The 17,590-nt window shown below is 64.4% G+C and carries 17 protein-coding genes; 16 read left to right on the forward strand and 1 reads right to left on the reverse strand.

Annotated features, from left to right (window positions below):
* The first annotated feature begins 13 nt into the window (after window positions 1–13).
* From AC1DW2_RS14600 to AC1DW2_RS14675, 16 genes are all read left to right on the forward strand, one after another.
* Window positions 14–1,153 carry a zinc-binding dehydrogenase gene (locus AC1DW2_RS14600; protein WP_208087053.1) on the forward strand — a complete coding sequence of 380 codons (1,140 nt, stop codon included), beginning with the start codon at window positions 14–16 and terminating at the stop codon, window positions 1,151–1,153.
* Between the two features lie 110 nt (window positions 1,154–1,263).
* Window positions 1,264–2,259, forward strand: a complete 996-nt coding sequence (locus AC1DW2_RS14605; protein WP_477006401.1) for an MBL fold metallo-hydrolase — start codon at window positions 1,264–1,266, stop codon at window positions 2,257–2,259.
* A gap of 190 nt (window positions 2,260–2,449) precedes the next feature.
* Entirely contained in the window at window positions 2,450–3,001 is a 552-nt protein-coding gene (locus tag AC1DW2_RS14610) for an NADPH-dependent FMN reductase (protein ID WP_477006402.1), read from the forward strand.
* Window positions 3,002–3,173: 172 nt separating this feature from the next.
* On the forward strand, window positions 3,174–3,491 hold the full coding sequence (locus AC1DW2_RS14615) for an FtsB family cell division protein (RefSeq protein ID WP_028149600.1): 318 nt from the start codon (window positions 3,174–3,176) through the stop codon (window positions 3,489–3,491).
* 216 nt (window positions 3,492–3,707) lie between these two features.
* The gene (locus AC1DW2_RS14620) at window positions 3,708–4,667 is read left to right on the forward strand and encodes a GAF domain-containing protein (RefSeq protein ID WP_477006403.1); all 960 of its coding nucleotides are present in this window, start codon (window positions 3,708–3,710) and stop codon (window positions 4,665–4,667) included.
* A 310-nt stretch (window positions 4,668–4,977) separates the two neighbouring features.
* Window positions 4,978–6,495: an aldehyde dehydrogenase gene (adh, locus tag AC1DW2_RS14625; protein ID WP_477006404.1), complete on the forward strand. Its 1,518-nt coding sequence runs from the start codon at window positions 4,978–4,980 to the stop codon at window positions 6,493–6,495.
* Between the two features lie 221 nt (window positions 6,496–6,716).
* A complete protein-coding gene (locus tag AC1DW2_RS14630) occupies window positions 6,717–8,069 on the forward strand; it encodes a glycerophosphodiester phosphodiesterase family protein (protein WP_477006405.1) in 1,353 nt (450 codons plus the stop codon).
* Between the two features lie 254 nt (window positions 8,070–8,323).
* Window positions 8,324–9,346: a pyruvate dehydrogenase (acetyl-transferring) E1 component subunit alpha gene (pdhA, locus tag AC1DW2_RS14635; protein ID WP_063983080.1), complete on the forward strand. Its 1,023-nt coding sequence runs from the start codon at window positions 8,324–8,326 to the stop codon at window positions 9,344–9,346.
* 29 nt (window positions 9,347–9,375) lie between these two features.
* Entirely contained in the window at window positions 9,376–10,776 is a 1,401-nt protein-coding gene (locus AC1DW2_RS14640) for a pyruvate dehydrogenase complex E1 component subunit beta (RefSeq protein WP_354175408.1), read from the forward strand.
* A 3-nt stretch (window positions 10,777–10,779) separates the two neighbouring features.
* Complete coding sequence (locus AC1DW2_RS14645; RefSeq protein WP_028149595.1) at window positions 10,780–11,082, forward strand: DUF5076 domain-containing protein; 303 nt, start codon at window positions 10,780–10,782, stop codon at window positions 11,080–11,082.
* Window positions 11,083–11,084: 2 nt separating this feature from the next.
* Entirely contained in the window at window positions 11,085–11,537 is a 453-nt protein-coding gene (locus AC1DW2_RS14650) for a nucleoside deaminase (RefSeq protein WP_477006406.1), read from the forward strand.
* 57 nt (window positions 11,538–11,594) lie between these two features.
* Window positions 11,595–12,938 carry a pyruvate dehydrogenase complex dihydrolipoamide acetyltransferase gene (locus AC1DW2_RS14655; protein WP_477006407.1) on the forward strand — a complete coding sequence of 448 codons (1,344 nt, stop codon included), beginning with the start codon at window positions 11,595–11,597 and terminating at the stop codon, window positions 12,936–12,938.
* Window positions 12,939–12,946: 8 nt separating this feature from the next.
* Window positions 12,947–13,180: a hypothetical protein gene (locus AC1DW2_RS14660; protein ID WP_477006408.1), complete on the forward strand. Its 234-nt coding sequence runs from the start codon at window positions 12,947–12,949 to the stop codon at window positions 13,178–13,180.
* A 17-nt stretch (window positions 13,181–13,197) separates the two neighbouring features.
* Complete coding sequence (gene lpdA, locus AC1DW2_RS14665; RefSeq protein ID WP_477006409.1) at window positions 13,198–14,619, forward strand: dihydrolipoyl dehydrogenase; 1,422 nt, start codon at window positions 13,198–13,200, stop codon at window positions 14,617–14,619.
* A gap of 142 nt (window positions 14,620–14,761) precedes the next feature.
* Window positions 14,762–16,003: a threonine synthase gene (locus AC1DW2_RS14670; RefSeq protein WP_477006410.1), complete on the forward strand. Its 1,242-nt coding sequence runs from the start codon at window positions 14,762–14,764 to the stop codon at window positions 16,001–16,003.
* A 124-nt stretch (window positions 16,004–16,127) separates the two neighbouring features.
* Window positions 16,128–17,099 carry a tripartite tricarboxylate transporter substrate binding protein BugD gene (locus tag AC1DW2_RS14675; RefSeq protein ID WP_477006411.1) on the forward strand — a complete coding sequence of 324 codons (972 nt, stop codon included), beginning with the start codon at window positions 16,128–16,130 and terminating at the stop codon, window positions 17,097–17,099.
* Window positions 17,100–17,178: 79 nt separating this feature from the next.
* Here the strand turns inward: AC1DW2_RS14675 and AC1DW2_RS14680 are convergent, their stop codons facing one another.
* Window positions 17,179–17,565: a response regulator transcription factor gene (locus AC1DW2_RS14680; protein ID WP_071913559.1), complete on the reverse strand. Its 387-nt coding sequence runs from the start codon at window positions 17,563–17,565 to the stop codon at window positions 17,179–17,181.
* Between the last annotated feature and the right edge of the window lie 25 nt (window positions 17,566–17,590).

The following is a 17,590-nucleotide window of genomic DNA, read 5'->3' on the forward strand; positions in this document are numbered from 1 at the left end:
GGGGAGGATCGACATGAGCGACGGCAAGACCGGACTGCAACTGCGTTCGCTGATCAAGAAGAGCGGTGAACTGGAAATCTCGCTCGTCGACGTGCCGACTCCCGAGCCCGCCGCGGACGAGGTCGTCGTCCGCGTCGAGGCGGCGCCGATCAACCCGTCCGACCTCGGCCTTCTCGTCGGCGCGGCCGATATGAGCACGGCGAAGGCGTCCGGCAGCAAGGACGCTCCCGTCATCACCGCGAAGGTGCCGGAGGGTGCGATGCGGGCGATGGCCGGCCGGCTCGACGAAGCCATGCCGGTTGGTAACGAAGGCGCGGGCGTCGTCATCAAGACCGGCTCGTCCGATGCCGCGAAAGCATTGATGGGCAAGACCGTCGCGATGATCGGCGGAGCGATGTACGCGCAGTACCGCACGCTGAAAGTGCGCGAGTGCCTGCCGCTGCCGGCGGGCACCACGCCGGCCGAAGGCGCCTCCTGCTTCGTCAATCCGCTCACGGCGCTCGGCATGACCGAGACCATGCGGCGCGAGGGGCACAAGGCGCTGGTGCACACTGCGGCCGCCTCCAATCTCGGCCAGATGCTGAACAAGATCTGCATCAAGGACGGCATTCCGCTGGTCAACATCGTGCGCAGCAAGGAGCAGGCCGACATCCTGCACAAGATCGGCGCCAAATACGTCGTCGATTCCACCGCACCGAGCTTCCTCGGCGATCTCACCAATGCGCTGGTCGAGACCGGCGCCACCATCGCCTTCGATGCCATCGGCGGCGGCAAGCTGGCCGGCGACATCCTCAACTGCATGGAAGCCGCGATCAACAAGACCGCCAAGGAATACAGCCGCTACGGCTCCAACGTGCACAAGCAGGTCTACGTCTACGGCGCGCTCGATATCCGCCCGATCGAGCTGCCGCGCGGCTTCGGCATGGCCTGGGGCGTCGGCGGCTGGCTGCTGTTTCCGTTCCTGATGAAGATCGGGCAGGCCGACGGAGCCAGGCTGCGCCAGCGCGTCGTCGACGAATTGAAGACGACCTTCGCCAGCCACTACACCAAGGTGGTGTCGCTTCAGGAGGCGCTCGATCCCGCCAACATCGGGGTCTACGCCAAACGGGCCACCGGCGAAAAATTCCTCATCAACCCAAATAAATCTTCGTGATGTGCCACGGCACACCATCCAAAGAAGGACTTGCCTTCTGAGCGAAGCGCGGGAACATTTGCGCCGCAATTGAAAGCGGGGCAACCGCAAGCAAAGAAGGGGACACTTCCATGACTGATCTGAATCGCCGCGACCTGCTCGCGGGCGCTGCCGCTATGGGCGCGGCGGCCGTAACCGGACTTGGACCGACCACCGCCAGTGCCTCGGTGCCGCAAAGCGGGGCACAGGCGCCCGGCTTCTATCGCTACAAGGTCGGCAGCTACGAGTGCACCTCGATCAACGACGGCGCGCGCACCTTCCCGATGCCCGACAAGTTCGTGGTCAACCTGCCGAAGGAGGAAGCGCTGGCCGCGGGTGAGGCGGCGTACATGCCGAAGGGCATGGTCACGGTGCCGTTCAACCCGCAACTCATCAACACCGGCTCCAAGCTGGTCCTGATCGACACCGGCAACGGCGTTGCCAATCTCGAGCCGAGCAAGGGCGCGGTCGGCCGTACACTGCAGAACCTCGCCGCTGCCGGCGTCGACCCGAAGCACATCGACGTCGTGCTGCTGTCGCATCTCCATCCTGATCACACCAACGGCATTCGTCTCGCCGACGGCGCGCTCGCGTTCCCGAATGCGGAGATCATGGTGCCGGCGAAGGATTGGGAGTTCTGGGCGAGCGACGAGAACGCGGCCAAGGCTCCGAACGACATGACGAAGAACTACTTCGCCAATGTGAAGAAGACCTTTGCCGGCCTCGAATCCAAGGTCACGAAATACGAGTGGGGCAAGGAGGTCGCCCCGGGCATCACCTCGATTGCGACACCCGGCCATACGCCGGGGCACACCTCGTTCGCGGTGGCCTCTGGCGACAAGAAGGTGCTGATCCAATCTGACGTCACCAACATTCCGGAGTTCTTCCTGCGCAATCCGGATTGGCACGTAGCGTTCGACAACGACGGCGCGCTGGCGCAGGCGACGCGCCACAAATTCTACGACATGGCGGCGGCCGAGAAGGCGACCGTGATCGGCTTCCACTTCACCTTCCCCTCGGTGGGGCATGTCGAGAAGGACGGCGCGAAATACCGCCTGATCCCGTCGGCCTGGAATCCGACGATCTGAACCGGGCCAGGGGTTTGCGAGAAACGTCAGGCCGCCTTCGGGCGGCCTGATTGTTTTTGGATCGTAGCGACCATCTGCTTTCGAGAAACTCAGCGTTTCCGAATGGGACCGGTTCATGCACTTGCATCCATCGGCCGGGATCGCTTAAGTGCCGCCCCGGAACTTCCGCTCAAGCCCTCAAGGACAATCCATGGCCTACAACATCGTCGTGATCGCCGGCAGCCTGCGCAAGGACAGCTTTTCGCTGAAGATCGCCAATGCGCTCACAAAGCTCGCCCCGGCCTCGCTTAAGCTCGAGGTCGTCACGCTGGCAGGCATCTCGTTCTTCAACCAGGACCTCGAGGGCGCGCCGCCGGCTGACTGGCTGGCCTTCCGCGAGAAGCTTCAGAAGTCTGACGGCGTCATTTTCGTTACCCCCGAATACAACCGCGCCATCCCGGGTGTGCTCAAGAACGCCATCGACGTCGCCTCGCGCCCCTATGGCAAGAGCTCGTTCAACGGCAAGCCGGTCGGCATCATCTCGAACTCGCCGGGCCCGCTCGGCGGCGTCAGCGCCGCCAAGACGCTGCAGAACATCCTGCCGGGCATTGCCGGCCCGATCCTGCAGCAGCCGGAGATCTATCTGAACGCGGTCGGCGATGCCTTCGATGCGGAGGGGAACCTGACCAAGGAATCTCTGAAGCCCGTCCTCCAGGCCTATATCGACGCGTTTGCTGCGCACGTGGCCAAACACCACGGCTGACGTCTTTCTTCGTCATGGCCGGGCTTGTCCCGGCCATCCACGTCTTGGCTCGTGGTGACGAAAAACGTGGATGCCCGGCACAAGGCCGGGCATGACGGCTGGGGGTAGGGACTGGAACGCGAAGGGGGAAGCGATTAGCACTCCCTTAACCAACCTGCCGCATCTTCCCAAGATGGTCTCCCGCGCGCGCCTGAAATCGATCCTGACCGGCCTTGCCCTCTATGCGATGGCGGCCGCTATCGTCGGCTATTTCGGCGTCAACGCCTACACCGGAAAATACGGTCTCAACGCCCGCCAGGAACTCGACCAGGAGATCATCGCGCTGACGAGCGAGCTCGCCCAGCTCAAGCGCGAGCGCGCGAAGAGCGAGCAGCGCGTGTCGCTGCTGCGGACATCGCGGATCGATCCTGACATGCTGGACGAGCGGGCGCGCTATCAGCTCGACTATGTCAACCCGCACGATCTCGTTCGGATGATCCCGGCGAAGTAGCGCTTTCCGCAGCATTCGAAACCGGCATCGAAAGCCGCTGCCGAAATCCGACAACCGTGTAGCAATTCTACCGAAAGTCTTAGGCTTGGAACCGGGCTGCCGCCTTGACGGCAACGCAGCAACGGCCCCATGGCTTCTGCCGCCGTCGGCCTGAGTTGACGCAGATCAACCGGGCCATGCCGGCGCAGCCTAGACTGTCACCCGGAGGAAACAGTGATGAATGGGCCAATGTCCCGGCATCACGCGGCCCGCGTCGAGGCCGCCATTGCGTCAGGCCAGGCCGCGCGCTCCGCGCTGGTGGCCTCATGGCGCCGTTCGTCCCGATTGCATCATCTCGATCCCGCCGGCCGCAGCGCGCCGATGCGGCTGAGTGATGTCGAGTTGCGGCAGGCGCGCGAGCGCGTCGCGCCGCTGCTCGCCGCCGCGCAAGGCGCGATGGACCGGCTCTATCAGGCGGTCGGCGCGAGCGGCTGCTGCGTGCTGCTCGCCGACGGCGCGGGCGTGCCGGTCGACCGCCGCGGCACAGCGGTGGACGATGCGACGTTCCAATCCTGGGGCCTGTGGACCGGCGCGCTCTGGAGCGAGGAGCATGAAGGCACCAACGGTATCGGCACCTGCGTCGTCGAGCAGCGCCCGCTGACGATCGACCGCGACCAGCATTTCTTCACCCGCAACACGCTTCTGAGCTGCACCGCCGTTCCGATCTACGACCATGAGGCGGCGTTTGCGGGCGTGCTCGACGTCTCCTCCTGCCGCGCCGACCGGACCGATGCGTTTTCCAATCTGATCGCGCTCGCGGCAGGTGAGGCGGCGAGGCGCATCGAGGCTGATCTGTTTCGCCGCGCCTTCGCCCATGCCCGCATCGTGCTGACGCAAGGCGCGGACGGCCAGGCCGGCGGCCTCGTCGCGGTCGATGCGGATGATCTCGTGATCGGCGCGACCCGGTCCGCGCGGTTGGGACTCGGGATTGCGCCCGGCCGTCCCTTGCAGCCGGTGCCCGCGGCTGACCTCCTCGGAGGCGATACCGCGCATGACCATCTTGCGGGCGGCCAGCGCGCGGTGTTGCAGCGGGCGCTGCTGCGCGCGGACGGCAATGTTTCGGCCGCCGCCAAGGCCCTCGGCATCAGCCGCGCCACGCTGCACAGGAAGCTCAAGCGGTTCGAGCTGAAGCACTGAGCTGCGGCTCTATTTTTCTTCCGCGCCCACCAACTCAACCCTCATGGTAAGGAGGCCGCGAAGCGGCCGTCTCGAACCATGCAGGCCCGGCTGTGCCCGCGGCCATCCTTCGAGACGCGCGCAAGAGCGCGCTCCTCAGGGTGAGGGCTGAGTGTGAGGGGGGAAGCTGCGTCACCTGTCGCAGAACTGCGACAGGTCCGGCCGGCCATCGCTCACGCCTGGGCTGACAGGAAAACGCTCCCGCGACATCGTCGGCGCAAGTCGTGAACACGCGACGAATTGCGCAAACAGCAAACATCGGGAGTGATCAATGAACAAGGTGGAATTCCTCGGCGTCACCCAGGTTCCGTTCGCCGAACGCTATGACAATTTCATCGGCGGCAAATTCGTCGCGCCAATCTCCGGCAAGTACTTTGACAACGCCTCGCCGGTGAACGGCCAGATCGTCTGCAAGATCGCGCGTTCCGATGCGCAGGACGTCGAGGCCGCCCTCGATGCGGCGCACGCCGCCAAGGGCGCCTGGGGACGCACCAGCGTCGCCGAGCGCGCCGCGATCCTGAACCGGATCGCCGACCGGATGGAAGAGAATCTGGAGCGCCTTGCGGTTGCCGAGACCTGGGACAACGGCAAGCCGATCCGCGAGACCCGCGCCGCCGACCTGCCACTCGCGATCGATCATTTTCGCTATTTCGCCGGCGTGGTGCGCGCACAGGAAGGCTCGATCGGCGAGATCGACCACGACACCATCGCCTATCACTTCCATGAGCCGCTCGGCGTGGTCGGACAGATCATCCCCTGGAACTTCCCGCTGCTGATGGCCTGCTGGAAGCTCGCGCCGGCGCTCGCCGCCGGCAATTGCGTCGTGCTCAAGCCGGCCGAGCAGACGCCGGCCTCGATCATGGTCTGGGCCGAGATCATCGGCGATCTCCTGCCGCCCGGTGTCCTCAACATCGTCAATGGCTTGGGCCTCGAAGCCGGCAAGCCGCTCGCGTCCAGCCCGCGGATCGCGAAAATCGCCTTCACCGGCGAGACCACGACCGGCCGGCTCATCATGCAATATGCCAGCCAGAACCTGATCCCGGTCACGCTCGAGCTCGGCGGCAAGTCGCCGAACATCTTCTTCAACGACGTCACCGCCGAGGACGACGACTTCTTCGACAAGGCGATCGAAGGTTTTGTGATGTTTGCGCTGAACCAGGGCGAGGTCTGCACCTGTCCGAGCCGGGCGATTGTCCACGCCGACATCTACGACCGCTTCATGGAGCGGGCGCTGAAGCGCGTCGCCGCGATCAAGCAGGGCGACCCGCGTGCGGCCGACACCATGATCGGCGCACAGGCATCTAGCGAGCAGCTCGCCAAGATCCTCTCCTACATTGACATCGGCAAGCAGGAGGGCGCCAAGGTGCTGGCCGGCGGCGGTCGTGCCGAGCTCGGCGGCGATCTGTCCGGCGGCTTCTACGTCCAGCCGACGGTGTTCGAGGGCCACAACAAGATGCGAATCTTCCAGGAGGAGATCTTTGGTCCCGTCGTCTCGGTCACGACCTTCAAGACCGATGACGAAGCGCTCGCGATCGCCAACGACACGCTCTATGGCCTGGGAGCCGGCGTCTGGAGTCGCGATGCCAACCGTTGCTACCGCTTCGGCCGGGCGATCCAGGCCGGCCGGGTCTGGACCAACTGCTACCATGCGTATCCTGCGCATGCCGCGTTCGGCGGCTACAAGCAGTCGGGCGTCGGTCGCGAGACCCACAAGATGATGCTCGATCACTACCAGCAGACCAAGAATCTCCTGGTCAGCTACAGCCCGAAGAAGCTTGGCTTCTTCTGATCGGGCAAGATCTGATTGGGCAAGATCTGATGGGGCAAGATCTGATCGGGCAGGAGAGGGCGGCGCAACCTTGCGCTGCCCTCTCCGTCGTCATCCGTCTGTCAGAGTCTTGAGACAATACGACAGCGCCGACCGTATTCGGTTCGGCGCCTGCGGCATTCGAAGCGATGCCGGGCAAAGACGGAGGCTTGGTGATGCGGAACAGTCGTTCAGGACGGACAATGGGTGTCGCAGCGATGCTGTTCGGCGCGGCGGTGCTGCCGCTGTCGATGGCCTTTGCACAGTCCGGCCCGGCGCCAACTGGCGCCAAGCCCTTCCTGACCGTCGATGGAAAGGCGCCACTGGTCCTTGGCCATCGCGGCCTGCCGGGCCTGGTACCTGAAGAGACCGAGGCGTCGTACGACCTCGCCGCGGCGCTCGGGACCGATGCGCTCGAAGAGGATTTGCACCTGACCAAGGATTGCGTTCTGGTCGTGCGTCATAACCCCTGGCTGAGCGACAACACCAACATTGCCGAGGTGGCGAAGACCAATGCAGTCGTCGCCGCCCGCAAGCGAACCGTGCCCGGTGTGCGCGTCAAGGCCCCGTCGGCCACCGGCGTGCCTGCCGACTACCTGACGGATCTGAGCGACCCGGCCGATCCCAAATCGGTGCTGAAGTCGCTGATCGTGGACGGCGAGGATCATACCAACGATTGGTCGATCAGCGATTTCACCATGGCCGAGCTGAAGCAATGGATCGGCGGCACCACTTATGACGCGGCCAACGAGCGGCCGAAAGTCTTCAACGGCAAGCTCCCGATCATCAGCTTCCAGGACGTCATCGACATCGCCAAGGTCAAGAGCAAGGAGGCCGGGCGGTCCATCCTCGTTTATCCCGAAACCAAGAACCCGACCTGGAACAATGCCCAGGCGATCGCCAATGGCTGCGGCGCGGCCGGCAGCCGTCCGCTCGAGGATGCCCTGATCAAGATCATCGGGGATAACGGCCTCAACACCAAGGACGCTCCCATCCTGGTCCAGAGCTTCGAACCCGGCAGCCTGAAATATATGCGCAGCCACGGCCTTCAGACGCGGCAGGTCCAACTCGTCGACGGCAACGGAATCGACTTCAAAACCGGCAAGGTTCTCCTCAACAACATCACGAATTCGCGCCCGTTCGACTGGACGGTTGCAGGCGATGCGCGCTTGTACGATGCGATGCTGACAGCCGAGGGGCTTGCCGAGATCAAGACCTATGCCGAGGGCATCGGTCCGTGGAAGGCCTATATCGTTCCGCTCAAGATCGCGCCGTGGAAGGACAGCAACGCGGACGGCACGCCCTACAAGGGATCGACGCCGGAGGCTTCGACGCAGGACGCGACCAGCCTCGTCGCGGACGCGCACAAGCTCGGTCTTTTCGTCCATGTCTTCACGTTTCGGAACGAGAAGAAGTATCTTGCCGCCGACTATCGCGGCGACCCGAGCCTTGAATATCTCAAATTCTACCGGCTCGGCGTCGATGGGGTCTTCAGCGACTTCACGCATACCGGCGTTGCCGCCCGCGCGGCGTATTTGCGCGAGTTGGGCTGGTAAGGCCGGCACGGCGAATCGGACGCGCGTGGGATTTCGGATACAAAACAAGGCGTCCGATTTCTCTGCGTTGACCGCTCACGTTCCCCTCGCTGACGGGTGAGCTAAAGTTGCCCGATCGGCGCCAAAGGTTTTGCAAAGTTTCGGTCACGTTGCAGTGCGGCATAATGAAAGTCGCGCCATGCCGCCGCGGTCCTTTCCAAGGGCGTTTGACTTGGGTTAGAGAGGGCTGAAGTTTTCTCTGACCCGGAATTCCCATGGCCGCACCCAAGAAAGCCGCCGCAAGCACTCCACAGGACAAGACCGACGGCGGTTCGCCCCCGGAATTCACCAGAGAGCAGGAGCTCAAAGCGCTCCGCGACATGCTCCTGATCCGGCGGTTCGAGGAAAAGGCCGGCCAGCTCTACGGCATGGGCGCGATCGGCGGCTTCTGCCACCTCTATATCGGCCAGGAAGCCGTGGTGGTCGGCATGCAGATGGCCCTGAAGCAGGGCGATCAGGTCATCACCGGCTATCGCGACCACGGTCATATGCTTGCCACCGGCATGGAGGCCAACGGCGTCATGGCCGAGCTCACTGGCCGGCGCGGCGGCTATTCCAAGGGCAAGGGCGGCTCCATGCACATGTTCAGCAAGGAGAAGCACTTCTACGGCGGCCACGGCATCGTCGGCGCCCAGGTCTCGCTCGGCACGGGTCTGGCCTTCGCCAACCACTATCGTGGTAACGACAATGTCAGCGTCACCTATTTCGGCGACGGCGCGGCCAACCAGGGCCAGGTCTATGAGAGCTTCAACATGGCGGAGCTCTGGAAGCTGCCGGTGATCTACGTCATCGAGAACAACCGTTATGCCATGGGCACCTCGGTGTCGCGTGCTTCGGCGCAGCAGGATTTCTCCAAGCGCGGCGCGTCCTTCAATATCCCCGGCATGCAGGTCGACGGCATGGACGTCCGCGCCGTGAAGGCCGCGGGCGAGGAGGCGGCGGCCTGGTGCCGTGCCGGCAAGGGCCCCTTCATCCTGGAGATGCAGACCTACCGCTATCGCGGCCACTCAATGTCCGACCCCGCCAAGTACAGAACGCGCGAAGAGGTCGAAAAAGTCCGCCACGACCAGGACCCGATCGAGCAGGTGCGCAACCGCCTGCTCGCGGCCAAGGTGAGCGAGGCCGATCTCAAGGCGATCGACGCCGAGGTCCGCGACATCGTCAATGCGTCCGCCGACTTCGCCCAGCATGATCCCGAGCCGGATGCCGCCGAGCTCTGGACCGACATTTACCGCTGAACGCGCGCAAGCTTTCTTTTGGAGTCGATATGCCAATTCAAGTGCTGATGCCCGCGTTGTCGCCCACGATGGAGAAGGGCAACCTTGCCAAGTGGCTGAAGAAAGAGGGCGAGACGATCAAGTCTGGCGACGTCATCGCCGAGATCGAGACCGACAAGGCGACCATGGAGGTCGAGGCGACCGATGAAGGTACGCTCGGCAAGATCCTGATCCCCGAGGGCACCGCCGACGTTGCCGTCAACACGCCGATCGCGACCATTCTCGCCGATGGCGAGACGGCCGCCGATCTCGCCAAGGCGCCGGCCGCGCCCGCGCCGAGCGTCGCGCAGGAAGTCGCCGAATCCCGCTCGCCGGTCGGCGAAGGCAAGCCGATGATCTCGGCGCCGAAGGCTGCGGCTGCCCCTCAGGTAGTTGCCGAGCCCGATCCGGAAGTGCCCGCCGGCACCGCGATGGTGACGCAGACCATCCGCGAAGCGTTGCGCGACGCCATGGCCGAAGAAATGCGCCGCGACGCCGACGTCTTCGTGATGGGCGAGGAAGTCGCTGAATATCAGGGCGCCTACAAAGTGACCCAGGGCCTGTTGCAGGAATTCGGCGCCAAGCGCGTCATCGACACGCCGATCACCGAACACGGCTTTGCCGGCATCGGCGTCGGTGCCGCCATGACCGGGCTGAAGCCCATCGTCGAGTTCATGACCTTCAACTTCGCCATGCAGGCGATCGACCAGATCATCAACTCAGCGGCCAAGACGCTCTACATGTCCGGCGGCCAGATGGGCTGCTCGATCGTGTTCCGCGGCCCGAACGGCGCCGCCGCGCGTGTCGCCGCCCAGCACAGCCAGGACTACTCGTCCTGGTATTCCAACGTCCCGGGTCTCAAGGTGGTCGCGCCGTTCTCCGCAGCGGACTACAAGGGCCTGCTCAAGGCTGCGATCCGCGATCCCAATCCGGTGATCTTCCTCGAGAACGAGGTGCTCTACGGCCATACCGGCGAAGTGCCGAAGCTCGATGACTTCGTGATCCCGATCGGCAAGGCGCGCATCGTGCGTTCGGGCAGCCACGTCACCATCATCTCCTGGTCGAACGGCATGACCTATGCGCTGAAAGCCGCCGACGAACTCGCCAAGGACGGTATCGAGGCCGAGGTGATCGACCTGCGCACGCTGCGGCCGATGGACACCGAGACCATCGTCAACTCGGTCAAGAAGACCGGCCGTGCGGTCACGGTGGAAGAGGGCTGGGCGCAGAGCGGCGTCGGCGCCGAGATCGCCGCGCGCATCATGGAGAACGCCTTCGACTATCTCGACGCGCCGGTTGCGCGCGTCTCCGGCAAGGACGTCCCGATGCCCTATGCCGCGAACCTGGAGAAGCTCGCGCTGCCGTCGGCAGCCGAAGTGGTCGAGGCCGCCAAAGCCGTCTGCTACAGGTAGATCATGGCGGGCCCGAAGGAGCAGCCATTGCCACCCGACGTCCTCGCCCGCGACGATGCGGTCGAGATCCTGCGCGTATTCGTGCTGGACGGCGGGCTGTCGATGGCGTTCCAGCGCGCCTTCGAGGAGCCCGACATGTGGGGTCTCCTGCTCGTCGATCTCGCCCGTCACGCGGCGCGCGCCTATGCGCGCGAGAGCGAATACACCGAGGAGGATGCGCTGAGCCGGATCCTCGAGATGTTCCAGGCGGAGATTGAACGGCCAACCGATACGGGCACGACGACACCGCGCGGGAAGGGGCACTGATCGTGGCGATCGAAGCCCATCATTTCGATTTCATGCTGGAGGCGATCCGTGAGGCGGAGGCCTCGATCGCGCAGGGCGGCCTGCCGATCGGCGCCGTGCTGACGCGCGGCAGCGAGATCATCGCCCGCGGCCACAACAACCGTGTGCAGGAAAAGAACGTCATCCTCCACGGCGAGATGAGCTGCCTGCGCGAAGCCGGCGTGATCTCGTTCCACGACACGGTCATGTACACCACGCTGTCGCCATGCTCGATGTGCGCCGGCGCACTCGCTCTGTTCAAGGTGAAGCTGGTGGTGATCGGAGAATCCGTCACCTTCCCGGGCTCCAAGGACATCCTCGACAAGTTCGGCATCCCCTGGATCGACCTTGCCGACGACCGCTCCATCACCATGATGAAGAATTGGCGTTCCATCCCTGCCAACGAGCGCCTGTGGCAGGGCGACATCGGCAACTAAACCTGGTCGTCTTCGCTGTCGGAGACGACGTATTGCAAAGTTCTTCTTGAGGTCAGCATGCCCATCAACATCCTGATGCCCGCTCTCTCGCCGACAATGGAGAAGGGCAACCTCGCCAAGTGGCTGAAGAAGGAAGGCGACAAGGTCAAATCCGGCGACGTCATCGCCGAGATCGAGACCGACAAGGCGACCATGGAGGTCGAGGCGATCGACGAAGGCACGATCGCCAAGATCCTCGTGCCCGAGGGCACGCAGGACGTCCCGGTTAACGACGTGATCGCAGTGCTGGCCAGCGAGGGCGAGGACGTGAAGGCGGCTGGTGCCGCCAAGCCCAGCGCCTCGGCCGCACCTCCGAAAGCTGCTGAAGCGCCCGCCGCCGCGCCGGCTCCCGCAGCCGCGCCCAAGGCTGCGCCGCCTGCCGCCGCACCGGCGCCGCAGGCCGCAGCTCCAGCCGTGCAGAGCAACGGCCACGGCGGCCGCGTGTTCTCGTCGCCGCTCGCGCGCCGTCTTGCCAAGGACGCCGGCATCGACGTGTCGATGGTGACGGGCACCGGCCCGCACGGCCGCGTGGTGGCGCGTGACGTCGAGCAGGCCAAGTCCGGCAAGGGCCTGAAGGCGCCTGCCGCTGCGCCGTCCGGGGCGCCCTCGATCGCGCCGACCATGTCGGACAAGCAGATCCTGTCGCTGTTCGAGCCCGGCTCCTACGAGATCGTGCCGCATGACGGCATGCGTCGCACGATCGCGCAGCGCCTGACTGCGTCGATCCAGAACGTCCCGCACTTCTACCTCACCATCGACTGCGAGATCGGCAAGCTGCTCGCCGCGCGCGAGGAGATCAATGCGGCTGCTCCCAAGGACAAGGAGAAGAAGCCGCTCTACAAGATCTCGGTCAACGACTTCGTGATCAAGGCGATGGCCGTTGCGCTCCAGAGAATCCCGAACTGCAACGTCAGCTGGACCGAAAGCGGCATGGTCAAGCACCACCATTCCGACGTCGGTGTTGCCGTGGCGATGCCCGGCGGCCTGATCACGCCGATCATCCGCAAGGCAGAGACCAAGACGCTCTCCACCATCTCCAACGAGATGAAGGATTTTGCCGCGCGCGCCCGCTCGCGCAAGCTGAAGCCCGAGGAATACCAGGGCGGCACCACCGCGGTCTCCAACCTCGGGATGTTCGGCATCAGCCACTTCACCGCCGTGATCAACCCGCCGCATGCGACCATTCTCGCGGTCGGCACCAGCGAGGAGCGCCCGGTCGTGCGTGGCGGCAAGATCGAGATCGCGCACATGATGAGCGTGACCCTGTCCTGCGATCACCGCGCCATCGACGGCGCGCTTGGCGCCGAGCTGATCGGCGCGTTCAAGCAGCTGATCGAAAATCCCGTCATGATGATGGTCTGAGATGGCGCATGAGGACGCGCTGGCCCTGGATCTCGATGCTGGTCTCGCTGATCCTCACGCTCAGCCCGCTCGGCCGCGACATCGTTGACTCCGCCTTCTTCGCCGGCGAGGCGCTGTCGCGCAACATCTGGGCGCCGATCGCGCTCACCATCTCCGCCGTCATGGCGGCCGCCATTCTCTCGGAATGGCTGATCAGAACCTACATCCGCAATCGCCGCGCCCGCGGCGCAACGACCGCTTGAGTTGAACGGGAGCCGCCATGGCCGATACATCCTTCGACGTCATCATCATCGGCTCCGGCCCCGGCGGCTATGTCACCGCGATCCGCGCCGCGCAGCTCGGCTTCAAGGTCGCGATCGTCGAGAAGTCGTATCTCGGCGGCATCTGCCTGAACTGGGGCTGCATTCCAACCAAGGCACTGCTGCGCTCGGCTGAGATCTACCACTACATGCAGCACGCCAAGGACTACGGCCTGTCGGCGGAGAAGGTCTCGTTCGACCCGAAGGCCGTGGTGCAGCGTTCGCGCGGCGTCTCGAAGCGGCTGAACGACGGCGTCGGCTTCCTGATGAAGAAGAACAAGGTCAGCGTGATCTGGGGCGCGGCCTCGATTGACGCGCCCGGCAAGGTCACCGTGAAGAAGTCCGACGTCGAGGGCCCGAAGGGCGCGCTGGGTGAGGGGGCTTACCAGGCCAAGCACATCATCATTGCAACCGGTGCGCGGCCGCGCGTGCTGCCGGGGCTCGAGCCCGACAAGAAGCTGATCTGGACCTATTTCGAAGCGATGGTCCCGGAGAAGATGCCGAAGTCGCTGCTGGTCGTCGGCTCCGGCGCGATCGGCATCGAGTTCGCCTCGTTCTTCCACACCATGGGCTCCGACGTCACCGTGGTCGAGGTGCTGCCGCAGATCCTGCCCGTCGAGGACGCCGAGATCGCCGGCCTGGCCCGCAAGCGTCTGGAAAAGCAGGGCATCAAGATCATGTCCTCGACCAAGGTCACGAAGCTGGAGAAGAAGACCGACAGCGTCGTCGCCACCATCGACGATGGCAAGGGCAAGCCCGTCACCACCGAGTTCGAGCGCGTGATCTCGGCGGTCGGCGTCGTCGGCAATATCGAGAATCTCGGCCTGGAAAAGCTCGGTGTGAAGACTGACCGGGGCTGTATCGTCATCGATGGCTACGGCAAGACCAACGTCCCCGGCATCTACGCCATCGGCGACGTCGCCGGTCCCCCGATGCTGGCGCACAAGGCCGAGCATGAAGGCGTGATCTGCGTCGAGGCCATCAAGGGCCTGCATCCGCATCCCATGGACAAGAACCTGATCCCGGGCTGCACCTATTGCCAGCCGCAGGTCGCCTCCGTCGGCCTCACCGAAGCCAAGGCGAAGGAAAGCGGCCGAGAGATCCGCGTCGGCCGTTTCCCGTTCGTCGGCAACGGCAAGGCGATTGCGCTGGGCGAGGACCAGGGTCTGGTCAAGGTGATCTTCGACAAGAAGACCGGTCAGCTCCTCGGCGCCCATATGGTCGGTGCGGAAGTCACCGAGCTGATCCAGGGCTACGTCGTCGCGATGAATCTGGAGACGACCGAAGAAGAGCTGATGCACACGGTGTTCCCGCATCCGACCCTGTCGGAGATGATGAAGGAAGCCGTGCTGGATGCGTATGGAAGAGTGTTGAATATTTGATGGGCGCCATCGCCGCCCGCCGCCGTCATTGCGAGCGCGGCGAAGCAATCCAGACGGCCTCTGCGGAAAGATTCTGGATTGCTTCGCTGCGCTCGCAATGACGAGCAGAGAGCCGTTTGCAAAATAAGAAGGAAACCAACCCATGCACGATAACGACAACCTGACCATCGAACGCCCTACCTTCGTCACCCATCTCGAATGCGCGATGGAGGGCGATCATTACGCCGCCGACCAGGTCCACAATCTCTCCAAGGCCGGCAAGCCGCTTTTGGTACGCTACGACCTCGCGGGCGTGAAGAAGGCGCTGACCAAGGATGCGCTTGCCCAGCGTCCTGGCGACATGTGGCGCTACCGCGAACTCTTGCCCGTGCGCAAATGCAAGGACATCGTCTCGCTCGGAGAGGTCACGACGCCGCTGATCCGGCTGCCGAAGCTCGGCGCCAGGCTTGGCGGCGGCGAGATCATCGTGAAGGACGAGGGACGCCTGCCGACCGGCTCGTTCAAGGCGCGGGGCCTCGTGATGGCGGTGTCGATGGGCAAGGCGCTCGGCATCAAGCACATGGCGATGCCGACCAACGGCAATGCCGGCGCGGCGCTCGCAGCTTACGCCACGTCGTGCGGCATCAAGACCACGATCTTTTGCCCGGCCGACACGCCGGAAGTGAACGTCAGCGAGATCGAGCTTCAGGGCGCGACCGTCTATCGCGTCAACGGCTATATCGACGATTGCGGCAAGATCGTCGGCGAAGGCAAGGCAAAAGTCGGCTGGTTCGACACGTCCACGCTCAAGGAGCCGTACCGCATCGAGGGCAAGAAGACGATGGGCCTGGAGCTCGCCGAGCAGCTCGGCTGGGACGTGCCCGACGTGATCTTCTATCCGACCGGCGGCGGCACCGGCCTGATCGGCATGTGGAAGGCTTTCGACGAGCTGGAGAAGATCGGGTTTATCGGCTCCAAGCGCCCGCGCATGGTCGCGGTGCAGGCGTCGGGCTGCGCGCCGATGGTGCGGGCCTATGACGCCGGCACAGAGCATGCGACGCGCTGGGAGGACGCCCACACGATTGCGTCGGGCATCCGTGTGCCGCAGGCGATCGGCGACTTCCTGATCCTGCGCGCCGTGCGTCAGAGCAAGGGTTTTGCCATCGCGGTCGACGATGACAAGATCTCGTCGGCGCTCAATGAGGTCGCGCGCGAGGAGGGGCTCTTGCTGTGCCCCGAGGGGGCTGCGACCTACGCCGCCTACAAGGACAGCCTCGCCGATGGCCGCGTCAGCAAAACCGACCGCGTGATGCTGTTCAATTGCGCGACCGGCCTGAAGTACCCGCTGCCGCCGGTCACCCGCACGCTCGATCGCCACAAGCCGATCGACTACACGCAGTTCTAAGCAAGATCAGGCAGCCGGAGCGCGATGGTCGCGCTCCGGCGCGTCATTTCGTCTCTTCACGAACGATCCCTCTTCCCGTACGCGGGAGGGCAACAATAAAAATGACATCGCTGGGGAGCAGACAATGAAGAAGGCCATCTGGGCTGGGCTGTTCGGTATTCTCGCTGTGACCGGCGCCGCGCGCGCCGACGACTATCCTTCGCATCCCATCACCGTCATCGTTCCCTTCGCCGCCGGCGGCCCGTCGGATGCGATGGCGCGCGTGCTCGCCGAGCGCATGCGGGTGACGCTCGGCCAGCCGCTGGTGATCGAGAATGTCACGGGCGCGGGCGGCTCGATCGGCGTCGGTCGCGCCGTGCAATCGGCGCCGGACGGCTACACCATCTCCTTCGGCCATCTCGGCACCCACGTTGCCAACGGCGCCGTCTACAAGCTCAAATACGACCTCGTCGCCGATCTCGAGCCGGTGGTGCTGCTGCCGAGCAATCCGATGATCGTGGTGAGCAAGAACGCGGTGCCCGCGACCTCGTTGAAGGAGCTCATCGAGTGGCTGAAGTCGCGGCCGTCGCCGCCGACMGCCGGCACCGCCGGCGCGGGCTCCGGCAGCCATATCGCCGGTGTCTATTTCGAGAGCGTCAGCGGCATCAAGCTGCAATATGTGCCGTATCGCGGCACGGCTCCCGCGCTGAACGATCTCATCGCCGGCCAGATCGACGTCATCATCGATCAGACCTCCAACTCCATCAACCAGGTCCGCGCCGGCACGATCCGCGCCTATGCCATCACCGACGACAAGCGGCTCTCGTCGGCGCCGGAAATTCCGACGGCAGCCGAGGCGGGGCTGAAAGGCTTCAACATGACGTTGTGGTCGGGCCTGTGGGTGCCGAAGGGGACGCCGAAGGAGATCGTCACCAAGCTCAATGCGGCCGCCGTGGAAGCGCTGAACGATCCCGCCGTGAAGAAGCAGCTCGAAAGCCAGGGCCTCGAGATGACGCCCAAGGACCAGCTCACGCCCGAAGCGCTCGGCGCGCGCCAGAAGGCGGAAATCGCAAAATGGTGGCCGATTATCAAGGCCGCCGACATCAAGGTGGATTGAGGCGGATTGCCTCTTCGGATGCGGCCACAACGTCAAGTGGCCGCACCCTGTGGAACAATCAGGTTCACGCGGCGCCGCGTTACGTCTTGGCTTCGCTGTGCTTCGACAGGGCCGCCTCCAGACAATTGATCAGAGCCGGCGTGGAAAACGGCTTCGCGAGAAAGCAGATGGCGCCAGCTTTCAGCGCGCGGTCGCGCACGGCATCGTCGGGAAAGGCGGTCATGAAGATAAACGGCGTGCGGTGACCGAGGCCGCGCATATGCATCAGGAGATCAACGCCGCTCATGACCGACATCTGCACATCCGCGATCACGCAGGACGTCGTCCTCAGTTCGGCCGACTGGAGAAATTCGAGAGCGGAGCCAAAGATGTAGACGGTGTATCCCCGCGACGTCAGCAGATTGTTGGTCGCAAGGCGGACGGATGGATCATCGTCAATGACGGAAATGACCGAAGGGACTGACAAGATGATCGCTCCTGATCGGGGAGCG

This window comes from Bradyrhizobium sp. P3_C3 (genome assembly GCF_056402655.1).